The organism is Pseudomonas abyssi, assembly GCF_002307495.1.
GTDB classification, from domain to species: Bacteria; Pseudomonadota; Gammaproteobacteria; order Pseudomonadales; family Pseudomonadaceae; genus Halopseudomonas; species Halopseudomonas abyssi.
On sequence record NZ_NTMR01000027.1, the window covers coordinates 1 to 23699 of the forward strand.

General features: G+C 61.7%; 19 protein-coding genes and 1 pseudogene. 5 read left to right on the top strand and 15 right to left on the bottom strand.

Features of this window, described 5'->3' with window-relative positions; genetic code table 11:
* Nucleotides 1-212: 212 nt before the first annotated feature.
* From pssA to CNQ84_RS17145, 4 genes are all read right to left on the bottom strand, one after another.
* A complete protein-coding gene (gene pssA / locus CNQ84_RS17130) occupies nt 213-1037 on the bottom strand; it encodes a CDP-diacylglycerol--serine O-phosphatidyltransferase (RefSeq protein WP_083726749.1) in 825 nt (274 codons plus the stop codon).
* Between the two features lie 126 nt (nt 1038-1163).
* Complete coding sequence (gene ilvC / locus CNQ84_RS17135) at nt 1164-2225, bottom strand: ketol-acid reductoisomerase (protein ID WP_268877919.1); 1062 nt, start codon at nt 2223-2225, stop codon at nt 1164-1166.
* Between the two features lie 5 nt (nt 2226-2230).
* Nucleotides 2231-2722, bottom strand: coding sequence for an acetolactate synthase small subunit (gene ilvN / locus CNQ84_RS17140; protein WP_096006057.1), 492 nt, complete (start codon nt 2720-2722; stop codon nt 2231-2233).
* A 1-nt stretch (nt 2723) separates the two neighbouring features.
* Nucleotides 2724-4454: an acetolactate synthase 3 large subunit gene (locus CNQ84_RS17145; protein ID WP_096006058.1), complete on the bottom strand. Its 1731-nt coding sequence runs from the start codon at nt 4452-4454 to the stop codon at nt 2724-2726.
* A gap of 411 nt (nt 4455-4865) precedes the next feature.
* On the opposite strand from CNQ84_RS17145, the gene CNQ84_RS20840 reads away from it, so the two are divergent.
* Nucleotides 4866-5300 carry a DUF4124 domain-containing protein gene (locus tag CNQ84_RS20840; protein WP_096006059.1) on the top strand — a complete coding sequence of 145 codons (435 nt, stop codon included), beginning with the start codon at nt 4866-4868 and terminating at the stop codon, nt 5298-5300.
* Nucleotides 5301-5407: 107 nt separating this feature from the next.
* Here CNQ84_RS20840 and CNQ84_RS20845 read toward each other — a convergent pair.
* The 3 genes and pseudogenes from CNQ84_RS20845 to mrcB all read right to left on the bottom strand — a co-directional run.
* Nucleotides 5408-5743 (bottom strand): annotated as a pseudogene (locus CNQ84_RS20845) (YqcC family protein); the annotation flags it as partial.
* Nucleotides 5656-6324 (bottom strand): tetratricopeptide repeat protein, encoded by a 669-nt coding sequence (locus CNQ84_RS17160; RefSeq protein ID WP_096006060.1) that lies wholly within the window; start codon nt 6322-6324, stop codon nt 5656-5658. The gene CNQ84_RS17160 and the pseudogene CNQ84_RS20845, both read right to left, overlap by 88 nt.
* 57 nt (nt 6325-6381) lie before the next feature.
* Nucleotides 6382-8709 (bottom strand): penicillin-binding protein 1B, encoded by a 2328-nt coding sequence (gene mrcB / locus CNQ84_RS17165; protein WP_096006061.1) that lies wholly within the window; start codon nt 8707-8709, stop codon nt 6382-6384.
* A 122-nt stretch (nt 8710-8831) separates the two neighbouring features.
* On the opposite strand from mrcB, the gene CNQ84_RS17170 reads away from it, so the two are divergent.
* From CNQ84_RS17170 to CNQ84_RS17180, 3 genes are all read left to right on the top strand, one after another.
* Nucleotides 8832-10376 (top strand): bifunctional aminoglycoside phosphotransferase/ATP-binding protein, encoded by a 1545-nt coding sequence (locus CNQ84_RS17170; protein WP_096006062.1) that lies wholly within the window; start codon nt 8832-8834, stop codon nt 10374-10376.
* Nucleotides 10377-10562: 186 nt separating this feature from the next.
* Entirely contained in the window at nt 10563-10832 is a 270-nt protein-coding gene (locus CNQ84_RS17175) for a TfoX/Sxy family protein (protein WP_096006063.1), read from the top strand.
* Nucleotides 10833-11007: 175 nt separating this feature from the next.
* Nucleotides 11008-11805, top strand: a complete 798-nt coding sequence (locus CNQ84_RS17180; protein ID WP_096006064.1) for a cyclic nucleotide-binding domain-containing protein — start codon at nt 11008-11010, stop codon at nt 11803-11805.
* A 476-nt stretch (nt 11806-12281) separates the two neighbouring features.
* On the opposite strand, the gene CNQ84_RS17185 is transcribed toward CNQ84_RS17180, so the two are convergent.
* The 3 genes from CNQ84_RS17185 to CNQ84_RS17195 are packed head-to-tail and all read right to left on the bottom strand — an operon-like array spanning nt 12282 to nt 17977.
* Nucleotides 12282-13703 (bottom strand): efflux transporter outer membrane subunit, encoded by a 1422-nt coding sequence (locus CNQ84_RS17185; RefSeq protein WP_096006065.1) that lies wholly within the window; start codon nt 13701-13703, stop codon nt 12282-12284.
* Complete coding sequence (locus tag CNQ84_RS17190; protein ID WP_096006066.1) at nt 13700-16837, bottom strand: efflux RND transporter permease subunit; 3138 nt, start codon at nt 16835-16837, stop codon at nt 13700-13702. The genes CNQ84_RS17185 and CNQ84_RS17190 overlap by 4 nt, the downstream gene beginning before the upstream one ends.
* Before the next feature lie 12 nt (nt 16838-16849).
* Nucleotides 16850-17977 carry an efflux RND transporter periplasmic adaptor subunit gene (locus CNQ84_RS17195; RefSeq protein ID WP_096006067.1) on the bottom strand — a complete coding sequence of 376 codons (1128 nt, stop codon included), beginning with the start codon at nt 17975-17977 and terminating at the stop codon, nt 16850-16852.
* A 197-nt stretch (nt 17978-18174) separates the two neighbouring features.
* On the opposite strand from CNQ84_RS17195, the gene CNQ84_RS17200 reads away from it, so the two are divergent.
* The gene (locus tag CNQ84_RS17200; RefSeq protein WP_096006068.1) at nt 18175-18834 is read left to right on the top strand and encodes a TetR family transcriptional regulator; all 660 of its coding nucleotides are present in this window, start codon (nt 18175-18177) and stop codon (nt 18832-18834) included.
* Here the strand turns inward: CNQ84_RS17200 and CNQ84_RS17205 are convergent.
* From CNQ84_RS17205 to CNQ84_RS17225, 5 genes are all read right to left on the bottom strand, one after another.
* Complete coding sequence (locus tag CNQ84_RS17205) at nt 18807-19670, bottom strand: ChaN family lipoprotein (RefSeq protein WP_096006069.1); 864 nt, start codon at nt 19668-19670, stop codon at nt 18807-18809. The two genes, CNQ84_RS17200 and CNQ84_RS17205, sit on opposite strands and share 28 nt — an antisense overlap.
* Nucleotides 19671-19677: 7 nt before the next feature.
* On the bottom strand, nt 19678-20442 hold the full coding sequence (locus CNQ84_RS17210; RefSeq protein WP_096006070.1) for a heme ABC transporter ATP-binding protein: 765 nt from the start codon (nt 20440-20442) through the stop codon (nt 19678-19680).
* Complete coding sequence (locus CNQ84_RS17215; RefSeq protein WP_096006071.1) at nt 20442-21485, bottom strand: FecCD family ABC transporter permease; 1044 nt, start codon at nt 21483-21485, stop codon at nt 20442-20444. Before CNQ84_RS17215 ends, CNQ84_RS17210 begins: the two co-directional genes overlap by 1 nt.
* Before the next feature lie 87 nt (nt 21486-21572).
* Nucleotides 21573-22415 (bottom strand): heme/hemin ABC transporter substrate-binding protein, encoded by an 843-nt coding sequence (locus CNQ84_RS17220; protein WP_096006072.1) that lies wholly within the window; start codon nt 22413-22415, stop codon nt 21573-21575.
* Nucleotides 22416-22435: 20 nt separating this feature from the next.
* A complete protein-coding gene (locus CNQ84_RS17225; RefSeq protein WP_425439979.1) occupies nt 22436-23497 on the bottom strand; it encodes a hemin-degrading factor in 1062 nt (353 codons plus the stop codon).
* Nucleotides 23498-23699: the final 202 nt, after the last annotated feature.

Consider the following 23699-nt stretch of genomic DNA (forward strand, 5'->3'; position numbering starts at 1 on the left):
TCTCATCTCACTCGATTCGGGCTCTTTCGAAGCACCGTTCCAAGGTGGCGCATTCTACGCCGTTTCGCTGGACTGTCAAGCCTTATTTTCAAGCTAACTTATTGATTAATAAGCGCTTTCGAATGAGCGTCCTGCCCTGCGAGAGCGCGAATTATAGAGACCTCAGCGGACGCGTCAAGCCTTTTCTTGCAGATTTATTACCCGCACCGAATTTACTCGGCTGCAGCCGGGCTTTTACGCCGCCGCCACAGGGCAAGCAACGGCCCGGACAGCGTGTAGCAGACAAAGATGGCCCAGAGGATCCGCGAGGGGTCCGACGAGATCACCGCAAACACCAGCACCACAACCAGAATGGCGAAGAACGGCACGCGCCCTTTGAAGTCCAGGTCCTTAAAGCTGTAATAACGTACGTTGCTGACCATCAGCAGGCCACCCAGCGCAGTGAGAATGCCAACCAGCAGCGCGATATTGCCGCCATCGATACCAAAGTCCGCGAGCGACCAGACCATGCCAGCAACCAGACCGGCACCAGACGGACTCGGCAAGCCGGTAAAGTAGCGCTTATCGTCATCACCAATATGCGTATTGAAGCGCGCTAGCCTGAGAGCGGCACCCGCGACGTAGATAAAAGCGAACACCCAACCGACCTTGCCCAGATCGGTCAACGCCCAGCTGAACACGACAACCGCCGGCGCAATGCCGAAAGCGACCATATCCGACAACGAGTCGTACTCGGCGCCGAATGCGCTCTGGGTATTGGTCAGGCGCGCGACGCGACCATCCAGGCCATCAAGCACCATGGCAATGAAAATGGCGACCGCCGCATGGGTAAAGTTGCCATCCATTGCACTGACAATGGCGTAGAAGCCGGAAAACAGCGCCGCCGTGGTAAACAGGTTGGGCAGCAGGTAGATGCCTTTGTGGCGGACCTTGTTGCCATCCGGCCCGGGCACTTCCTCGACGTGCTCGTCAATCGGCAGCAGGGTATGTGCGCCCTCTGCGTCGGTGTCCTTCGGGGTATTCTGATGCTCTGTCATAGGGTTACCTTGCAACAATGCCGGGCCCGACAGTGTGGCAAGTTGGCGGGCAAATGACCAGCCAGCTCAACCTCGAGGCATAAAAAAACGCGGCTGGAAGCCGCGTTTTCTTCAAGCTCAATCGACTCAGTTCTTGGACTTGTCGACGATCTTGTTGGAAGCAATCCACGGCATCATGCCACGCAGCTTCTCACCTACCTGCTCGATCGGGTGCGCGGCGTTGTTACGACGGGCAGCGGTCATGGACGGGTAGTTGTGTGCGCCTTCAGCGATAAACATCTTGGCGTATTCACCGCTCTGGATGCGCTTGAGGGCATTGCGCATAGCTGCACGGGACTCATCGTTGATGACTTCCGGGCCAGTCACGTACTCACCATACTCGGCGTTGTTGGAGATGGAGTAGTTCATGTTGGCGATGCCGCCTTCGTACATCAGGTCGACGATCAGCTTCAGCTCGTGCAGACACTCGAAGTAAGCCATTTCCGGCGCATAACCTGCTTCGGTCAGGGTTTCGAAGCCGGCCTTGACCAGTTCAACCGCACCACCACACAGAACAGCCTGCTCGCCGAACAGGTCGGTTTCAGTCTCATCCTTGAAGGTGGTTTCGATGATGCCGGTACGACCGCCGCCCACGCCGCTGGCGTAGGACAGGGCAACGTTCTTGGCATTGCCGGACGCGTCCTGGAAGATCGCGATCAGGTCGGGGATACCGCCGCCCTTGACGAACTCGGAGCGCACAGTGTGGCCCGGCGCCTTGGGAGCGATCATGATGACGTCCAGATCGGCGCGCGGCACGATCTGGTTGTAGTGGATGGCGAAACCGTGCGCAAAGGCCAGCGTAGCGCCCTGCTTCAGGTTCGGCTCGATCTCACCCTTGTACAGTTGAGACTGGAACTCGTCCGGGGTCAGGATCATGACCACGTCGGCAGCTGCTACAGCGGCCGGTACATCGCTGACTTTCAGGCCGTGTGCTTCGGCCTTGGCGATGGAGCTGGAACCAGGACGCAGACCGACAGTCACGTCTACACCGGAATCTTTCAGGTTGCAGGCGTGGGCATGGCCCTGCGAACCGTAACCGATGATGGCAACCTTCTTGCCCTGGATGATGCTCAGATCACAATCTTTATCGTAATAGACTTGCATGAAGTTCCCCTGCTTACTTGTGCGGACCGCCTGGCCCGCGACCAATTAGTTTAGATACTCAAAACCTTTTCACCGCGGGCAATGCCCGACACACCGGTACGTACCACTTCGAGCACCGAGGTCGGCCCAACGGCCTCTATGAAGCTGTTCAGCTTGTCGCTGGTGCCAGTCAGCTGCACGGTATAGACGCTTGCCGATACATCCACGATCTGCCCGCGGAAGATGTCGGTAGTGCGCTTGACCTCTGCGCGCTGGGCGCCAGTGGCCTTGACCTTGATCAGCATCAGCTCGCGCTCGATGTGAGCGCCCTCAGACAGATTGACCAGTTTGACTACCTCAATCAGCTTGTTGAGGTTTTTGGTGATCTGTTCGATCACCTCATCCTGACCAACCGTGGTAAGCGTCAGACGCGACAATGTCGGATCCTCGGTCGGTGCCACTGTCAGGGTCTCGATATTGTAATTGCGCTGCGAGAACAGCCCAACCACCCGAGACAACGCGCCCGGTTCGTTTTCCAGAAGAACGGAAATGATATGTCTCATGTCAGGTGCGCTCCGTTTTGCTCAGCCACATATCTCGCATCGCACCACCACGAATCTGCATCGGGTATACGTGCTCGCTGGTATCCACCGCGATATCGAGGAACACCAGGCGATCCTTCATCGCAAAGGCTTCGGCCATCTTGCTCTTGAGTTCCTTGGGATCGGTGATACGGATACCGACATGACCATAGGCCTCGGCCAGCTTGACGAAGTCCGGCAGCGACTCCATGTAGGAGTGCGAGTAGCGGCTGTTGTACTGCATGTCCTGCCATTGGCGAACCATGCCCAGCGCACCGTTATTCAGGTTGACGATCTTCACCGGCATGTCGTACTGCAGGCAGGTAGAAAGCTCCTGAATGTTCATCTGAATACTGCCTTCACCGGTGACACAGGCAACCGTTGCGTCCGGGAAGTTCTGCTGTACGCCCATGGCCGCCGGAAAACCGAAGCCCATGGTGCCCAGGCCGCCGGAGTTGATCCAGCGATTGGGCTTGTCGAAGCGGTAGTACTGAGCTGCAAACATCTGGTGCTGCCCAACGTCGGAGGTAATGAAGGCGTCGCCACCTGTCACTTCCCACAGCGCCTCGATAACCGCCTGCGGCTTGATGATGCTGCCGTCGCCCTTGTCGTAAGGGAACAGGTCACCATCACCGCGCCATTCGTCGATCTGCTTCCACCAGGAGGCCTGGGTATCGGCATCCGGGCTCTCGCCCATCTCCTTATAGATAGCAAGCATGTCTGTCAGCACGCTTTCAACCGGACCAACAATCGGAATATCGGCCTTAACAGTCTTGGAAATGGACGCCGGATCGATATCGATATGGATGACCTTGGCATTCGGACAGAACTTGCTGGCGTCGTCGCCATTGATGACGCGGTCGTCAAAGCGCGCACCGACGGCCAGGATCACGTCCGCGTGATGCATGGTCAGGTTGGCGGTGTAGCTGCCGTGCATACCCAGCATGCCGACGAACTGACGATCGGTACCCGGATACGCGCCCAGCCCCATCAAGGTGTTGGTCACAGGCAGATTGAGCGCGCGAGCCAGCTCGGTCAGCGGGCGCGAGGCACCGCCGAGAATGACGCCACCACCGGAGTACATGACCGGACGCTTGGCTTCCAGCAGCATCTCTACCGCTTTGCGGATCTGCCCGGAATGACCACGGGTAGCCGGGTTGTAGGAGCGCAGCTTGACCTTCTTCGGGTAGCTGTACTCGAACTTGTCGGCCGGGTTGGTCATGTCCTTGGGAATATCGATCACAACCGGACCCGGACGGCCGCTCTGCGCCAGATAGAAGGCTTTCTTGATGATCTCGGGAATCTCGCGCGGGTCCTTGACCATAAAGCTGTGCTTCACGATGGGACGGGAAACGCCGACCATGTCGGTTTCCTGGAAGGCATCGGAGCCGACCATGTTGCTCACAACCTGGCCGGAAATCACGACCATCGGGATCGAGTCCATATACGCTGTCGCAATACCGGTCACGGTATTGGTCGCGCCGGGACCGGAGGTCACCAGCACCACACCCGGCTTGCCGGTGGCACGCGCGTAGCCGTCTGCCATGTGGGCAGCAGCCTGCTCGTGACGGACCAGAATATGCTCTACGTCGTCTTGCCGGAAAATGGCATCGTAGATATGCAGAAGGGCACCGCCCGGATACCCGTAAATATATTTAACACCCTCGTCACACAATGAGCGGACGACCATCTCAGCGCCGGATAAAAGCTCCACTTTAGAATCACCTCTAGCTTGCCACCCACCAGCGGCGGGCAGCAGGGTACCTGTTTACTGCTCGGCAGCGCAGAACAACGGTGGTTGTGCTGCATCAGCTTGACTACGTGCTTGGAGGCCGGCTCCTACTGTTGCGGAGTAGCCTCACCCAGCGCGAGGTAGCGCGTGCGGGTGCCAGGCCGGGCGTTGACGGGTTTCGTCTCCCGGAATGAGCAACAAAACCGCGTGCGTCGATGCGGGGTGAGCACCGATTGCAGCGGTTTATGAGAACCTCGAATTGTTTACACTCGAGACTGACAAGTCAAGCCAAGTTGCAGAAAACCCCTACCAAGGGATATACCTGTGCCACAGGCGCGTTATCGCACTTCAGAGTCGCGCCCGCTCACTGTGACAGAACAAGGAAGAAACGCCATGCGCAAGATCGTCATTTCCGCCGCCCTGAGCCTGGTTTGCACCAGCGCCATGGCCACCCAGCTGTACCGTTGGGTGGATGAAAACGGCGTCACCCAGTTCAGCCAGCAGCCGCCTGCCGAAGACCAGTATCAACGCCTGCAGGTCAAGCCGGCCCCGGAGCTCGGAACCGGCAGCCTCGCGCCCGCCGCCGACGCCTCTGCCGAGGAGCAGACCGAGGCAACTGAGCCAGCAGCGGCCCCGCAGCCGACGCCGGAGCAGCAGGCTAAGCTGGCCGAGCAGTGCGACGCGCTGCGCGCCAACCTGACTACCATGCAGAACAACCCGCGCCTGCGTCGTACGCTGGAGGACGGGACAGTAGAGCGAATTGGTGAAGATGAGCGCCAGGCGATGATTGCCAAGGCACAGGCAGATCTGCAGGAGCACTGCCAGTAAGCATCAACGGGGCGTTGCGCCCCATTGTCAATCGACCAACGTGCTGGCGTGTCGATCAATGCGCGCCAGCACCGCCAGCACAAATCTACCTGGCGACGACCCAGGTGCACAAAGGCCTGCTCCCCCATCGGCCGCAGCGCACAGGGACCGGGCAATGGCGCCCCGGCTGCCAGCAACTGCTTAACCTGCGGGATAAACACCCACTGCAACCACTGCTCAAAGGCAAGGGTGTCAGCGCAGAACGGGAGCTGACTGGCGAGCTGCTCTGCCGACGGCGACTCCAACGACCATAGCCCCCACCGGCGCAACTCGCCTTCAAGGTCCTGCAAGGCAGCGGCAAGCGCCGCCGAGCCGCTCACGAGGAAACGCGTGCCCGCTGGCGCGCCTGCTCGGCACCCGCCGCATCGCCCTGCTGTTCGCGTGCCTGCGCGACCAACTCCCACAAACCGGCCTGCAAAGACGGACGGCCCGAGGCATAGGCCAAGCCACGGCGCGCCAGCTGCTCGGCTTGCGCTGCATCACCCTGGCTCAAACGTACCTGCGCCAGACGGTACAACACCTGCGGCTCACGCGGCGCGATGCGCATGGCGCGCTCCAGGCTGGCGTTGGCGCCATTGAGGTCACCATTGCTTTCCTGCTGACGCGCCGTGGTCAGCAAGGCCAGCACCGGTCCGTCGAGCTGCTCATCGGCCTGCAGTGCTCCGCTGGAAGAACCGGGGCCGGAGCCGACAGCCGGCGACGAGGTGATGCCACCACTGGAAATCGAGGGCTGGTTATCCAGCGGGTAGGACTGCACGGCACTGGAGCCGCCCTGCCCGTCCGGCACCATGACCACCACGCCGCTGTCCTGCTGCGTCGCCGGGGCTTGCGGTGTCGAGGTGCCCACACGTCCGGCACCGGTCCGCATGTCCTCATTGGAGACCGGGCGCCCCGAATCCACTACCGGAATCGCGCCGCCGGAGCCTGCGCAACCCGACAGCACGGCGATCACGGCGCCCAGCAGCGCGACTTGTCTGATGCCCATCTGTTCAATCCTCTCTCATCCGTTATGCGACGAAGGCGACAGCATACTGGCAGCGCCTCAGCGCAGCCAGTCGCGAATGGTGTCGAGCACCCGATTGGCGCCGTCGCGAATCACTTCGGTGTCGATCACCGGCTTGCAACCGGGCCCCGGCAGCGGCTCATAGCCAGCCCGGAACGGGATCTCGACACTGCCCTCGCAGGATGGATCGCTGCCAAGGCCGGTCAGCGGATCGGCCCAGGCGGTGACAATCTCCGCCGGCGGCACGTCGGCCAGGCTTTGCGGATGCGCTGCGCCCATAAAGCCGTTCCAGACCTGCAACGCACCGGTAGCGCCGGTCAGGCGAGTGCGATCGTTATCGTCACGTCCGACCCAGGCCACGGCGACCAGGTCATCCGAGAAGCCGGCGAACCAGCTGTCACGCAGATCGTTGGTGGTCCCGGTCTTGCCGGCCAGGCGAATATTTGAAGACACATGGTTATAGGCCGAGCGGCCGGTCCCCTCGGTCATCACATGGGTCATCGCCTGCTGAGTCAGGTAGATGGTCGCCGAATCAAAGCGCTGACGAACCTCAAACGGATAGCGCTTGAGCGGTTCGCCCTGCGCCGTCAACACGTTGCGAATGGCGCGCAGTGGCGTATTGAAGCCGCCATTGGCAATGGTCTGGTACATGTCAGCAACCTGCATTGGCGTCATCGCACCCGAGCCCAGCAGCATCGCCGGGTAAGCGGGCCAGTCATGATCAACACCCAGCCGGCGTACCGTATTCAGCACGCTATCAACGCCCACTTCCGTGCCCAGTCGCACCGCAGCCTGGTTATAGGACTTGGCCAGCGCCAGGTACAGCGGCACCCGCCCGTGGCTTTGACGATCATAGTTCTGCGGCGACCAGGTCTTGCCGGGCTCAGCCTCCAGAGTGATCGGGTCATCATCAATCGGCGTAATCAGCGAGTAGCGCTCCGGTTTCTCCAGCGCCGTCAGGTAGATCGCCGGCTTGATCAGCGAGCCAATCGGCCGCGATGCATCCAGCGCGCGGTTGAAGCCGGAAAAGCGCGGATTGGCGCCACCCACGACCGCCAGCACTTCGCCGGTCTGCGCGCCCGTCACCACCATGGCGGCCTCCAGCGGCTTCTTGTCCGGGGTCTCGCCAAAGCGTTTGAGCGTACCCTGCACTGCGGTTTCAGCCTTGTGCTGCAGCAATGGGTCAAAGCTGGTGAAAATCCGCAGCCCTTCGCTGGTCAGATCCTCGTCGCGGTAATCGGCACGCAGCTGACGCTTGACCAGATCCATGAACGCCGGGTAGCTGGTGTTGGCCAGGCTGCCGCCCTGGGTCACGTCCAGCGGCTTGTTCTTGGCGTCGGTGGCCTCTTGCTGGCTGATCATGCCCTGCTCGGCCATCAGATCCAGCACCAGATTGCGGCGCGTGGTGGCTCGTTCAGGGTTGCGACGCGGGTTGTAGTAGGAAGCGCCCTTGACCATGCCGACCAGCAGAGCCACCTGGTGCAGCTGCAGCTCCTGCAGCGGCTGGGCAAAGTAATACTGACTGGCCAGGCCAAAACCGTGCACTGCGCGATTGCCGTCCTGGCCGAGGAAGACCTCGTTGAGGTAGGCCTCGAGAATCTCTTCCTTGCTGTAATGCAACTCCAGCAGCACCGCCATCATGGCCTCAAGGCCCTTGCGGATAATGTTGCGATCAGCCGTCAGGTAAAAGTTCTTCACCAACTGCTGGGTCAGGGTACTGCCGCCCTGACGCAAACTGCCGGTGGTCAGGTTGACGAACATCGCGCGGGCGATGCCTTTGGGCGACACGCCAAAGTGCTGAAAGAACTCGCGGTCTTCCACTGCCACCAGTGAATCCACCAGGTAAGGAGGAGCCTGATCCAGACGAATCAGAATACGGTCCTCGTTGTGCGCGGGGTAAATGCCCCCGATCATCAGCGGCTCGAGCCGCGCCATGATCAGGTCCTGCGCACCACTGATGCTGGCAACCCGGTTGCCGTCGAAGCGCACACTGACGCGCTGGGCGCGCTCAGCACCTTCAAAAAACTGGAAGCCACGCGTGTAGACGTCGATGCGGCTGCCTCCCACGGCCATCTGCCCTGGCCCGTTGGCCGCGTTGCTCTGCCGATAGCCCAGCGCCTTCAACTCGGTGAGAAAGTCGTCGCGGCTCAAAGGGCGGCCGGCGTACAGCTCCAGCGGACGCGCAAACACCTTGGCCGGCACGGCCCAGCGCTTGCCGGAAAACTTCTCCTGTACGATAGCGTCGAGATAAACCGCCAGCGCTCCTACCAGCACCAGGCCAACCAGCCCGAGCTTGAGCAGCCAGCCCCAGATGCGACTGCGACCACGGGACTTTCCCTTGCCCCGCGACTTGCGTTTGTTAGCCATGTTTCCTCACGTCGTTACCCTTCTGATGCCGGCATGCACTCACGCACGGCCCTCTGCTACGGTTGGCCTGTGACCCGCCAGACCGCATAATGTTCGCATTGCCGACCAAACAAGGAAACGTCGTGAGCCTGACCCTGTTAACTGCGCTGCAGAACCCTGACCTGTATGACCACCCGGTAAGCGGTTTTACTCTGATCGAAACCCATATTTCCTGGGTGCTGCTGACCGGCGACTATGTGTACAAGGTCAAGAAACCGGTCAACTTCGGCTTTCTCGACTATTCCTCGCTGGAACAGCGCCAGCATTTCTGCCAGGAAGAAGTTCGCCTGAACCGCCGCCTGGCACCCGAGCTGTACCTGGATGTCATCACTGTCACCGGCAGCGCCGAGGCGCCCGTGCTGGGCGGCGACGGCCCAGCCATCGAATACCTGGTCAAGACCCGCCAGTTCCGCCAGCAGGACCTGCTCGGCAACCTGCAGCGCGATGGCGGCCTCACCGCCGGCCACATTGACGAGTTGGCCGGCGTGCTGGCCCGCTTCCACGGCCAGATCGAGCATGCCGGTCTCAATACGCCGTTCGGTACACCGCAGCAGGTACATGCCCCGGTCACCCAGAACTTCGAGCAGATTCGGCCGTTTCTGAGCGACGCAAGCGACCTGCAACAGCTCGACGCCCTGGAACAGTGGGCGAATACTACCCACCAACGGCTGATTCCCCAAATCAATGAACGCAAGGCCGCCGGCCTGATCCGCGAATGCCATGGCGATATCTACCTGGATAACGTCACCTTGGTTGACGGTCAGGTGACCCTGTTCGACTGCATCGAGTTCAACGACGCCTTCCGCTGGACCGATGTCATGGCCGACGTCGCCTTCATGAGCATGGACCTGGAAGATCGCGGCCTGCATGCCCTGTCCCGCCGCTTTGTCAGCGCCTATCTGGAGCACACTGGCGACTATCAGGGCCTCGCTGTTCTCAACTACTACAAGGCCTACCGCGCCATGGTACGCGCCAAGGTAGCGCTGTTCGGCCTGAACGAGCAGATGAGCGCCGAACAGCGCGCCAGCGTCATGCAGCGCTACTACGGTTACGCGGCACTGGCCGAAAGCTACACCGAGGTGGCGCCGCGCTTTGGCCTGCTGACCTTTGGCGTGTCCGGCAGCGGCAAGAGCACGCTGGCGGTCAAACTGGTCGAGCAGTTGGGCGCCATTCGCCTGCGCTCGGACGTTGAGCGCAAGCGCCTGTTCGGCAGCGACGACAATCCCAGCCTGGACTCCGGCCTGTATGCACCCGAGCGCAGCGAACAAATCTACCAGCGCCTGGCCTGTCTGGCCGCGCAAACCCTGGCCAACGGCTACCCGGTGATCGTCGACGCCACGCACCTCAAGCAGGCCCAGCGCCAGCTGATGCGCGATGCCATCGAAGATCAGGGCGCGCCCTGCCTGATCCTGCACTGCGACGCCCCCCAGGCCAGCATCGAGCAGTGGCTGAGCGAGCGCCAGCAAGCCGGCACAGACATCTCGGATGCCGGTATCGAGGTCATGCGCCATCAACTGCAGGAGATGGAGCCGCTGGACGCCGATGAGGCCGCCCTCAGCATCCGCGTGGACACGGCCAGCGAAACAGCCATGAGCGACCTGTCGGAGCAGCTGAAAAAGCGCCTGTAGGCCGCGCCAGACGGGCGCTGTACGGATACGGCAGCGCCTACTACACTGGTGGTCGGGACACCAATAACAACAGCAGACCCGACGCCATGCCGCACACAGACCTGCGCCCGATCGCACGAACGGGCCCCGCGCAGCCATCTGCCCACCTGCCAACATGCACCCTGCAGCCATCAGGAGGAGCCCGGCATGGAGCCAGATGAGCTACTCGGCCTACGCAACCTGGGCAAAACCTCCAGCCAGTGGCTGCATGCCACCGGCATCCACACCCCTGAACAACTCCGCCAGCTTGGCCCCGTCGAGGCTTACCGCGCCGTACGTGCGCGCGGCTTCAACGCCTCCAAGGCGCTACTTTTTGCGATCGCCGGCGCACTCCAGGACACCCATTGGAAAGACCTTGACCCCGCCTACAAGCAAAAGCTGCTGGAGCAACTTCTGCAGTCCGGCAGGCGAGATTAAGCGACCTGGCTCACACAGCCGCAGCCACTCGCTTGCCTGCGTTGCAGACAGGCTTTTATGTTGACGACAGCCTGCCCCGCTGAGGTAATGTAAGCCGATACCTGCCGCACCGGCGCAGACGGTACTCCATGCCAACCCTGCAGTAGGTCAGGACTACAAAAAAAGGAATTCTGCCATGTATCTGATAGGCGACCAGCCACCTTACGCCGAGAAGCTGATCAACACGCTTCAGAGCATCCCTCAGCAACTGCTCGAGGATCTCGAACCCTGCGACGCCGCCATTGAGCTGGATGCAGTGGCCGATCTTTACAACCATATCAGCCCCGCTCGCCTGTATTTGCTCAAAAGTGGCCTGCTGCACGCCCAGATTGACGGCAAGCCGCTGTTTTACATCCAGGAAGGTGACCTGATCGGCCTGCGCCAGGGCCTGAACGCGGCGCCCTGCACCTACCTCAGTGAAGAGCCGCTGGTGCTGATTCCCTATGACCGTGAAGCGCTGTTCAAGCACATCCATTCCGACAGCCGCAAGCAGGAACAGTTTACCCAGTACATTCTCGGCCAGGCCGCGCTGATGTCGGATGCTCTGGCGCACACCAAACAACCGGAAGTCCGTCCGGTGACCGGCTTCCAGCACTTTGCCCCCGGTGCCGAGCTGATCCGTCAGGGCGACGACGCCGATCACGTTTTCATTATTACCGAAGGACACGCCGAAGCCTTTGTTGAAGGTATCAAGGTGGGCGATGTGCAGAAGGACGAGATCTTCGGTGCCATGGCTCTGTTCACCCGTGAGAAGCGCTCAGCGACCGTCATCGCCAGCGTGCCGACCACGGTGATGATGATTCCCAAGGAACAATTTCTCGCGCTGATGCAAAGCAACCCGCGGATTGCTCATAGCCTGATTGAAAGCATGGCGCGCCGCATTGACCTGATGAACAAGGAACTAACCCACTACAAGCAGCTGAACGAAAAATAATTCAACAAAGGGGTTGACCCGCTAATGATAAGCGTTATCATTAGCAACAAGTCATCGCGAGATGGCTGTTGATAACAGATTGTCGCGAGACAAACGGTTATCTCCTCATCAGGCTAATCACGGATTTTTGCCCGCTCATTGAGCGGGCATTTTTTTGCCTGCAACAGGCACGCTCCGCTCCCGAGTCCCACTTCGCGGCCGAAAATGTCTAGGCGTTCTCATTCCGTCGCGCACCAAATAAAAATAATTCCCATTTACTATTGACGCAAAAATGATAACCGCTATCATTAGCAACAAGTCATCGCGAGATGGCTTCGGATAACAGCTTGTCGCAAGACAAACGGTTATCTCCTCATCAGGCTAATCACGGATTTCGCCCGCTCAATGAGCGGGCATTTTTTTGCCCGACAAAAACGTGACCAACAAAAAAGCCGCAGCGGTTACCCGCTGCGGCGTTCTGCACATCAGCTGCAAGGTCAGGCTTCAGGAGCCTCCCGGCGCTCTGCAGCCTGATTGGCAAAATCACCACCGCCCAGCGCACGGTACAGCGTGATCTCGCTCAGCAGTTGGCTCAGGCGATCAGAGATGACCCCCTGCCGCGCCTCGAACAACTGCCGCTGCGCGTCCAGCAGCGTCAGATAGCTATCGACACCGATGTTGTAGCGCCGGTCAGCCAGGCGGAAGTAGTCCTCCGAGGCCTCCAGCAGCGCACGTTGCGCGTTCAACTGCTCGACATAGGTCTCGCGTGCCTCCAGGCCGTCTGCCACTTCCCGGAAGGCGTTCTGAATGACTCCTTCGTACTGGGCAATTTGCTGATTGCGGCTGATCTCGGCATAGTCCAGGCTCGCCTTGAGCGCCCCGGCGCGGAAGATCGGCACGCTGATGCTCGGCGAGAACGTCCAGTACTCCGAACCACTGCCGAACAGCTCATCAAGGTCGCTGCTGGCACTACCGGCCGCACCTGTCAGGCTGATGCTCGGGAAGAAGGCAGCTTTGGCCGCGCCGATACTGGCGTTGACACCCAGCAGCTGATGCTCGGCCTGCAGCACGTCCGGACGCTGATACAGCACCTCGGACGACAGACCGACCGGCAGCTCGGCCAGCACGTCCTCATCCAGCAACATCGGATTAGCCGCCGTCGCCGACCAGGGCTGACCGACCAGAACGGTCAGCGCGTTGCGGTCCTGAGCCACCTGACGACGATAACGCGCCAGACTCGCCCGGGCAGACTCAACCGCCGTGCGGGCCTGGGCCAGCTCCAGACTGGAAGCCACACCCACTTCGTTACTGCGCTTGGTCAGCGCGTAACTTTCTTCGTAGGTCTTCAGGGTGTCGGCGGTCATATCCAGCAAGGCCTGGTCCGCCTGCAGCGTCAGATAGGTACTGGCAACATCGGCGACCAGACTGATCTGCACCCCACGACGGGCCTCGTCGCTGGCAAGAAAGTCCTGCAGCGCCTGCTCGCGCAGGCTACGAATACGACCAAACAGGTCCAGCTCCCAGGACAGGCCGAGGGTCGCGGTGTACTGGCTGGTAATCATGCTGTCGCCACTGTTGGACAGGTCCGCCGGCATCCGGGTGCGGGTGCCGTTGCCGTTGACATCCACCTGCGGATACAACTCGGCGCCCTGAATGTCGTACAGCGCGCGGTTGGCCTCCACGTTCAATGCCGCCACGCGCAGATCACGGTTGTTCTCCAGGGCCTGACCAATCAACCGCTGCAGCTCCGGATCCTTGAAGAAGCTGCGCCAGCTGATCACCTGGGTTTCCTGCGGGTTGCTTTCAACACCCTCGGTCCAATTGGCGGGCACCGGCGCCGCTGGGCGCTCGTACTCGGGGATCAGCGAGCAGCCGCTAAGCGCTGCCAGTACCGCCAGGCTCAATACGCTGCGTTTCACTGTGCATCCTCCGTCGTTGTTGCTTTCGCGCCTTTGCGCTCGGTAAACAGGGTAGTCACCAGTACATAGAACAGCGGCACCCAGAATATCGCCAGCACCGTGGCGCTCAACATACCGCCGATAACGCCGGTACCAATGGCGTGGGAGCTGCCAGCCCCCGCACCGGAGGCCAGAGCCAGCGGCACCACACCCAGGGTAAAGGCCAGCGAGGTCATGATGATCGGGCGCAGACGCAGACGGCAGGCTTCCACCGCTGCCTCGACGATGCCCATCCCCTCTTCGTGCAGGTCCTTGGCAAACTCCACAATCAGGATCGCGTTCTTCGCCGTCAGGCCGATCGTCGTCAACAGACCCACCTGAAAGAACACGTCGTTGGATAGCCCGCGCCCTAAGGTCGCCAGCAGCGCACCAATCACACCCAGCGGCACCACCAGCATCACCGCCATCGGGATCGACCAGCTCTCATACAATGCCGCCAGACAGAGGAAGACCACGATCAGCGACAGGGCGTAGAGCGCGGGTGCCTGGTCACCTGACAAGCGTTCCTCGTAGGACAGCCCGGTCCAGGAGACACCAATGCCTTTCGGCAGTTGCTGCGCCAGCTTCTCGATCTCGGCCATGGCGTCACCGGTGCTATAGCCCGGCGCCGGTTCGCCCTGGATCTCCATCGCCGGCACGCCGTTGTAGCGCGACAGCTTGGGTGAGCCGTACACCCACTCGCCGGTGGCAAAGGCGCTGAACGGCACCATCTCGCCGCTGCTGTTACGCACGTACCACTTCTGCAGGTCCTCGGGGTTCATCCGCGATTCAGCCTGACCTTGCATATAGACCTTCTTCACCCGGCCACGGTCGATGAAGTCGTTGACGTAGCTGGAACCCCAGGCAATCGACAGCGTCTGGTTGATGTCGCTCAGCGACAGCCCAAGCGCACTGGCCTTTTCATCGTCCACCAGCAGTTGGAATTGCGGCTGGTCATCCTGGCCGTTGGGGCGCACGTTGGCCAGTATGTCGCTTTGCGCAGACATACCGAGCAACTGATTACGCGCCTGCATCAGCACGTCATGACCAACCCCGGCGTTATCCTGCAGGAACAGGTTGAAACCGGTGGCCGTACCCAGCTCCATCACGGCCGGCGGGGCAAAGGCAAACACCATCGCATCAAGGAAGCCGGCGAAGTGCTGTTGCGCCCGCTGTTGCAGGGCAAACACACTTAGCTCAGGCGCCTGACGCTCTTCCCATGGCTTCAGGCCAACAAACGCCAGGCCCGCACTCTGACCACGGCCAGCAAAGTTGAAACCGGTGACCGTGAATACCGAACTGACCGTGTCGGATTCCTGCTCCAGTAGGTAGGTACGCATGGCATCAACCGTCTGCTGAGTACGCTCAGCACTCGAGCCAACCGGCGCCTGGACCTGCACGTACAACACGCCTTGGTCTTCATCTGGCAGGAAGGAGGTGGGCAGACGGGTAAACAGGAAGGCCATCAAGCCAACAATCACCACGTAGAGCAGCAGATAAGGCGCTTTGCGCTGCAGAATGGAAGCGACGCTGTTTTCGTAGCGCTTCACCCCGCGATCAAAGGTCCTGTTGAACCAGCCGAAGAAGCCGCGCTTCTCGTGTGTGTGGCCTTTCTCAATCGGCTTGAGAATGGTGGCACAGAGCGCCGGCGTGAAGATCAATGCCACCAGCACCGACAACAACATGGCCGAGGCGATGGTGATGGAGAACTGCCGGTAGATGACCCCGGTCGAGCCACCAAAGAAGGCCATCGGCAGGAATACTGCCGACAGCACCAGACCGATGCCGATCAACGCGCCCTGAATCTGCCCCATCGAGCGCCGGGTTGCTTCCAGTGGCGACAGTCCCTCCTCGGCCATCACCCGCTCGACGTTTTCGACCACGACAATCGCATCGTCCACCAAGAGCCCGATGGCCAGCACCATGGCAAACATGGTCAGGATGTTGATGCTGAAACCAAAGGCCGACAGCAGGCCGAAGGTGCCCAGCAGAACCACCGGCACGGCCAGGGTCGGAATCAGCGTGGCACGGAAGTTCTGCAGGAACAGGTACATCACCAGAAAGACCAGCACGACCGCTTCAAACAGCGTGTGCACCACGCCCATGATGGACTCGGAGACAACCGGTGAGGTGTCATAAGGGAAAACCACCTTCATCCCCTCGGGGAAGAAGGGTTCCAGCTCGGCAATGGTTTCACGCACACCGCGCGCGGTGTCCAGTGCGTTGGCGCCCGTCGCCAGCTTGATCGCCATGCCCGATGCCGGCATGCCGTTATACAGGGCAGAGATGCTGGCGTCCTGCGCGCCCAGCTCGACCTGAGCGACGTCACCCAGGCGGACCTGGGAGCCATCGGCCTCGACCTTCAGCAAAATCTCGCGAAACTGCTCGGGGGTCTGCAGCCGGGTCTTGCTGAGGATGGTTGCGTTGAGCTGCTGGCCGGGTACTGCCGGCAAGCCACCAAATTGACCGGCAGACACCTGAACGTTCTGCGCCTGAATGGCGGCGCTGATGTCGCCGGGGGTCAGCTTGAAGCTGTTCAGCTTGGCCGGATCCAGCCAGATACGCATCGCGTAAGGCGCACCGAACACCTGAAAGTCGCCGACACCCTGAGTCCGCGAGATCGGGTCCTGGATGTTGGAAACGATGTAGTCGGCCAGGTCGAAACGGTCCATGCTGCCGTCTTCGGACACCACACCGATGACCATCAGGAAGTTACGCACCGCCTTGGTAACGCGGATACCCTGTTGCTGCACCTCTTGCGGCAGCAGTGGCGTAGCCAGCTGCAGTTTATTCTGCACCTGCACCTGGGCGATGTCCGGGTCAACGCCCTGATCGAAGGTAACCGTGATGCTCATGCTGCCGTCAGAGTTACTCTCCGACGAGATATAACGCAGACCGTCAATACCGTTGAGCTGCTGCTCAATGACCTGCACCACCGTGTCCTGCACGGTCTGCGCAGACGCACCCGGGTAGGAAACCGAAATACCAACGGCCGGCGGCGCGATGCTGGGGTACTGGTTGATCGGCAGCTTGAGGATGGCCAGACCACCCGCCAGCATGATGACCAGCGCGATCACCCAGGCGAAGATCGGCCGGTCAATAAAGAAGCGCGACATAAATAAGATTCCTTACTGGGCGGCGGGCTCGGCAACATTGCCGGCGGGCTCAACATTCACGCTGACACCCGCGCGGACGTATTGCAGCCCTTCAGTGATAAGACGGTCACCCTCGTTCAGGCCGGAGCGAATCAGCCAGCGATTGCCGACCGTGCGCTCGGTCACCACGTCACGGCTCTCCACCTTGTCTTCGTCGTTGACTACCAGCGCTGTCGCGTTACCACGCGGTGTACGGGTAATACCCTGCTGCGGCGCTAAAATGGCATCGCTCTTGGAACCGGCCACCAGTTCGGCATGCACAAACATGCCCGGCAGCAACAGGCGATCCGGGTTGGGGAATACCGCCCGCAAGGTCACCGAACCCGTGCCCTCGTCCACACTCACCTCGGAGAACTCCAGCTTGCCCTGCTCGCTGTAGGTACTGCCGTCTTCCAGCGTCAGGGTCACTGCGGCGGCGTTGTCGCCGGCTTTCTGCAGACGTCCGGCCTCCAGATCGCGACGCAGGTTCAGCATTTCGCGCGAGGACTGGGTAATGTCAACGTAGATGGGGTCAAGCTGCTGAATGGTCGCCAGCTGCTGGCTCTGACCGCTGGTCACCAGCGCACCTTCACTGACAGCAGACCGGCCAATGCGCCCGCTGATCGGCGCCAGCACCTTGGTGTAACGCACATTGATGCGCGCCTCGTCCAAGGCTGCCTGGGCCTGCAGGCCGGCTGCACGCGCCTCGTCATACTCCTGCTGACTGACGGCGTTCTCCTTGACCAGGATGCCGTAGCGCTCTGCCAGCGAGCGGGTGGAGATGCTGCTGGCCTCTGCGCTCTTGAGGGCCGCCTGATAGACATCGTCGTCAATCTGGTAGAGCTGCTGCCCTTCTTCGACCTCTGCGCCCTCTTCAAACAGACGCTTCTCCAGGATGCCGTTGACCTGTGGACGCACTTCGGCGATCCGGTAGGCCGTGGTGCGGCCCGGCAGGTCGTTGGTCAGCAGGAAGTGCTCGGCCCTGAGCGTCACCACGCCCACAGTCGGAGTTTGCTGTTGCTGCTGTTGCTCGGCCTGCTGTTCCGACTCCTGACAGGCACCGAGCAGCAGAGTAGAGACAAGGAGCGGGAGCAACGCGAGGCGCGCGGGCTTCATCGGCATGGAAAGACCTCGTGGGGAAACCGGTTATGACTGACTGTTTTCATATGCCCCCGGGATCACGCAGAGGCACGAGTGATTGGCGCACAATATAATTACATTCACACCTGTTTGTAAATCAATTTGGTCCTACGCTAACATTAGCTCACAACTTGATCCCGGGCAGGCCGCCAAAGGCCTCCCACCCTGTGAGATTCGCCATGGTAAGACGCACCAAAGAAGAAGCCTTTGAAACCCGTGAAAGCATTCTCGACGCTGCCGAGCAGTGCTTTCATGCCAAAGGCGTCTCGCGCACCTCTCTGAGCGATATTGCCCAGGCGGCCGGCGTCACCCGTGGCGCCATCTACTGGCACTTTCATGACAAGGCTGACCTGCTGGATGCTCTGTTTCAGCGCATTCAGATGCCACTGGAAGAGCTCAGCCAGAAAAGCCAGGATGCCAGCGCCAGCGACCCGCTGGAACGCTTCAGCAAACTGCTGATCACCGTGCTCCAGCGGCTGGAGGCCGATCCGTCTGCACGGCGGGTCAACGAAATTCTGCTGCTCAAGTGTGACTATATTGAGGAGCCCTGCGGACAGCAGAGTCACCTGCAACGAATGAGCCAGCACCACGACGACAACCTGCGCAACACCCTGCACCTGGCCATCGCCTCCGGTGAATTACCTGCGGACCTCGACCTGGAGCTGGCCCTGTTCTGCGCGCACGGATTCATCTACGGCGTACTGCATCAGTGGCTGATGCACCCGACGCGCCTGAGCCTGGTCGAGCGCGCCCATGAGGTTGCCGCCACCTTGCTGGACATGCTGCGCAACAGCCCTCACCTGCGCAGTGCTCAATCAGACTCCCAGTCGGCGCAATAATCTCGCTCGGGCGTCGCCGGGGTCAGCCAGAGGTAGTCGGTTTGCTGCGCTCCCGGCAGGGCGCCTGCGCTCACCCCCTGCAGCTGCACAATCACCGGCGCTGCCGAGGCTCGTGGCCAGTGCACCGGCATCCCCAGATCACGCCGGGCGTGATAATTACCGGCCAGCAACAGTGCTGGCGTCGGAGCGTTCGCCAGGGCCGCTGCCATGGCTTGGTCGCGCGCCTGCTGAATCGCCAGCATGGCGGTTACCTGTTGCTCGTCGATACGGCCGCAATGGCTGGCTTCAATCGTATCGCGCAGACGCCGCACGGCCTCGGCACTGTAGCGCGGCGACAGCGGCGGCGGGCGGCGATACAGCGTCATCATGGTATCGCCGTCCAGATTGGCTGCCAGCAGCTGCGCCGGGACATCCAGCCCCCAGCGCACCAGCGGGCCGTACATCGCCCAGTCCCAGCCGGGCTGCCAGTCCAGCTGCTCCTGCAGGGCAGCATCCCCAGGTAACGATGTGCCTTTCAGCGCAGCCACCCTGGCCTGCTGGGCCGGCTGCAGCATTTCCAGCAGTAGCGACCGCTGCGGCCGGGCTGCCTGCAGGCGCTGCAGCAGCCACAGCTGCAAAGCGTGATGATCGGGATTATCGTGCTGTTCGCCGACCACCACATAGGGTGCAGGGGCAAGCCGCTCGACCAGCGCCTGCGGCGTGATCCAGCGCTGCTCGGCGGTCACCCAGACCTGCCCCAGATGCGGGTCGGCCAGCCCTTCCGAGCCTTGCCAAGACGGCAAAGAGGCACCACACGCCGACAAGCTCAGCAGCAACACCAGCAACATCGGTTTCATGACAATCTCAACTCAATACCAGCGGACAATCGTGCAGCGGATGCGGCTGCACCCTGACCGGCACCTTGAAGACCTGCTCCAGCCGCTCGACCTGCAACACCTCCCAGGGCGAGCCTTGGGCGCACACCCGCCCCTCATGCAACAACAGCAAGCGATCAGCGTAACGCGCGGCCAGATTCAGGTCGTGCAGCACCACCAGCACCGCCAACCCGCGGGCGGCCATCTCGCGCGCCTGTTGCAGGGTCAGATGCTGGTGGGCCAGATCCAGCGATGCGGTCGGCTCGTCCAGCAGCAGACAACCCTGCTCGGCGCTGTCCCACACCTGCGCCAGCACCCGCGCCAGGTGTACGCGCTGACGCTCGCCGCCAGACAGCGACAAGTAGCTGCGCGCAGCCAGGTGACTGACATCCGCCGCCGCCATAGCCTCGCGCAGAATCTCGGCATCGCGCCGTTGACCGCTGGCGTGGGGCATGCGCCCCATGGCCACCACTTCCTCGACCTGAAAGGCAAAAGCCAATACCGAACTCTGCGGTAACACCGCCATACGCCGCGCGCGCTCCTGCGCCGTCCAGCTTGCCAATGGGCGCTGATCCAGCAACACCTGCCCGGCGCTGGGCGCCAGCTCACCGGTCAGGGTCGCCAGCAGGGTACTCTTGCCCGCACCGTTAGTACCCAACACCACCAGCACCTCACCCGGCTCAAGTGCCAGCTCGACCTGCTCCAGAATACGACGATGCCCACGCTGGCAGCACAACTGCAATGCCTGCAACATCACAGACCTCCCCGGCGCTGCATGCGCATCAGCAAGGCGATAAAGAAAGGGGCGCCCAGCAGCGCGGTGAGAATGCCCAGCGGCAGCTCTGCCGGCGCCACCAGCAGACGCGCCGCCACGTCCGCCAGCAGCAGCAAGGCGGCGCCGAGCAACATGCAGGCGGGTAACAACTGGCGATGGTCCGGGCCCAGCATCAGACGCACCAGATGCGGCACCACCAGCCCGACAAAGCCGATCAACCCCGCCGCCGCCACCGCCGCGCCGACCCCGAGCGCGGTCAGCAGCACCAGCTCACGCTTGACGCGCTCAACCTCAACTCCAAGGTGGCGCGCCTCGGACTCCCCCAGCAACAGCGCATTCAGTGCCCGGGCCTGGCGCGGAAGACGCCACCAGACCAGGCCGCAACACAGCACCAGCATGCCGACCCGGTCGTAACTGGCGGCACCCAGACTCCCCAGATTCCAGAAGGTCAGCGCGCGCAGCATGGCGTCGTCGGCAATGTAGGTCAGCAAGCCCACCACCGCGGCGCTGAGCGCAGCAATCGCCACGCCAGCCAGCAACATGCTGGCCATGGAAACACCCTGCGCCGAGCTGCCCAGGCGGTAGACCAGCCAGGTTGTCAGTAACGCCCCGGCGAAGGCACCCGCAGCTTGGGTATAGGGCGTCAGCGCCGCCGGTAACGCGGCCAGCCAGACCCCACCCAACACAATCACCATCGCCGCCCCCAGGGCAGCGCCGCTGGAGACACCAATTAGTGCCGGGTCAGCCAGCGGATTGCGAAACAGGCCCTGCATGGCGGCGCCCGTCAGCGCCAGGGTTGCGCCAATCAGGATGCCCATCAGCGTTCGCGGCAGGCGAATATGCTCAACGATCAACTGGGTGTCCGCAGCCACCGGCCAGCCGGTCAGCGGACGCAGCAAGGCGCTGATCGCGTCAGTGAAGGGAATGGATACCGGCCCCAGGGCCAGCGACAGCACGATGGCCAGCAGCAACAGCAGGCCGAGCGAGAAGAGGATGGTGCGTTTTACTGCCGGTACTGACATGGGAATCCTATTCAGACACGACCGGGCTTGAAGAACAACAACGCGTCACCGCAGCAAAGACGCTGGCGCGTTGCACTGTCGCCTGCGCTACTGGTCAGCCGCAGTTTCACGCAGCTCGCGCAGCGTCGGCGCGATCTGCGGGCTAAAGCCACCGACCAACAGACTGTCATCAATGTCGATAACCTGCTGCGCCAACCCTGCCGGTGTCGCCGCCAGCGCCGGCTGCTGGCTCAGCAAGCCGTCAACACCGCCGACCATCTCCAACCCCTTGGTGGTCGTCAGAATCCACTGCGGTGCCAGGCTCAGCAACGACTCGGCCGACAGCACACGATACTGCGCAAAGCTGTCAGCGGCCGGGTTACTCATGCCGCCAAGGCGAATCAGGCTATCACCGATGGTGCCTTCGCCTGCCACCAGCATGCCGTTGGCGCTGTGGGTCAGGACAAAGATCGCGGGCGGCGCTGGCTCTGGCGATGCCGGCAAGGCAGCGATGTCCGCCTGAATGCGCTGGGTCAGATCCGCTGCCTGCGCGCCCTGTCCAAAACGCTCGCCGACGGCGGCGATATTGGCGTAGAGCGTCTCAAGGCTGGGGCTGGCGCTAAGGACCACCACATCAACCCCAGCCTCGCGCAACTGCGCGAGCACGGGCGGCGGGCCCATTTCCTCGGTGCCCAGCAATACGTCCGGCTCGAGCGACAGCACGCCCTCGGCGCTGAGCTGACGCTGATAACCCACATTCGGCAATCCGCGCTCCTCAAGCAGCGGCACGCTGGTGCTGTCGATACCGACCACCTGATCAACAAAGCCAAGCTCCTGCACGATGGCCGTGACACTCGCACCGGCGGTTACCACCCGCAACGGCTCGGCCGCCATCGACCAGGCGCTGCCCAGCAGCAACACCCAGAGGCAACGCTGCATCCACACTTTCATCACCCTCTCCTTATTCCGTATCAACGCGCCGGCTGACGTTCTACCAGCGCACGCCACCAGCTCTGTTCGGGCTGCCCCGGCTTGCGCTCACCGAACAGCTGAATAACCAGTTCACCCTGGCGGTCATAGGCTTCCACCGAGGTGACCATACCATCTGCGGTGGGTTTACGTACCCGCCAGACAGAGGCCAGATCCGTCTCGCGCAGATGCAGACTGAAGTCCGGGTCCAGCACATTGAACCACTCACCCAGCCGCCCCACCCGCTGTACCGGGCCGGTATGAATCTGGATGCAGCCATGGTTGCCGACGAAGACCATAATCGACTGACCGCATGCGGCCACCTGCTCCAGCGTGTCGGTCAACGCCGCCTCCGGCAGCCGCTGAGCCCACTGCTCACCCGCCAGGCGTAGTGCCTGCAAACGGTCGACACCGTGGCGTCTGAGCAGTGCCACAAAATGATGGGTATCCTGCAGCGCGGCCCAATCAGCCTGCAGGGCTGGCTCGTCCACCGCCACGTCGTCGAGCAGGCCCTGCTCGGGCGGCCGCGGCGAGATGGTCAACGGCTCAAGCGACTCGTCAATGAGGCTGTCGCATAGATCGAACCAGGCGGCCGCGTTGCTGTGCTCGGTCAGATAGATCTTGTGCACGGCCACGCCCTGACGATCAAAGATCTGCAGACTGCGACGCATGTTGCCGTCTCTCTGCGGCTCGCTGACAGCAAACAGGCTGGACCACTCACGCATGAAGAAGCGCAGATCGATCGCGCCGTTGACCACCAGCCCAAGCCGGCCGCTGCCGCCGATGCTGATGTTGTCGTACAGGCCATGACGCTCGTGTACGCAAGACGCGTTACGCGTTAGCGCCATGACCTGCCCGAGTCCCTTCAAGCCATGCAGCAGTGCCTGCCAGTCCGAACGCAGACGCTGCACGCCACGCCCCAGCGAGGCATGGACCAGCTCGGCCTCGCTGACATTAAGCAGCGCCGCGCCGTCGCGTATGCGCAGCCCCGGCTGGCTCTGACGCAAATGCTGCCAGGCGCCCAGCAGATCGGCACCGGCAAATACCGGGATTGGCTGTTGCATCGTCATAACCGCACCTCCCCTGTCATCAATGCGTCCTGCGGCAGCGCTGGCGCGACCGGTGCAAAACCTATTGCTGTGCTGCTCAGACGCCTCAGGTGCGGCCTTTCAACCGCACCACCAAGTCAAACAATAATCATTCTCATCTTATGCGGCGATTATGGGCTAACCAAAGCGCTTGTGGCAAGTACGCTAGTGATGCGAG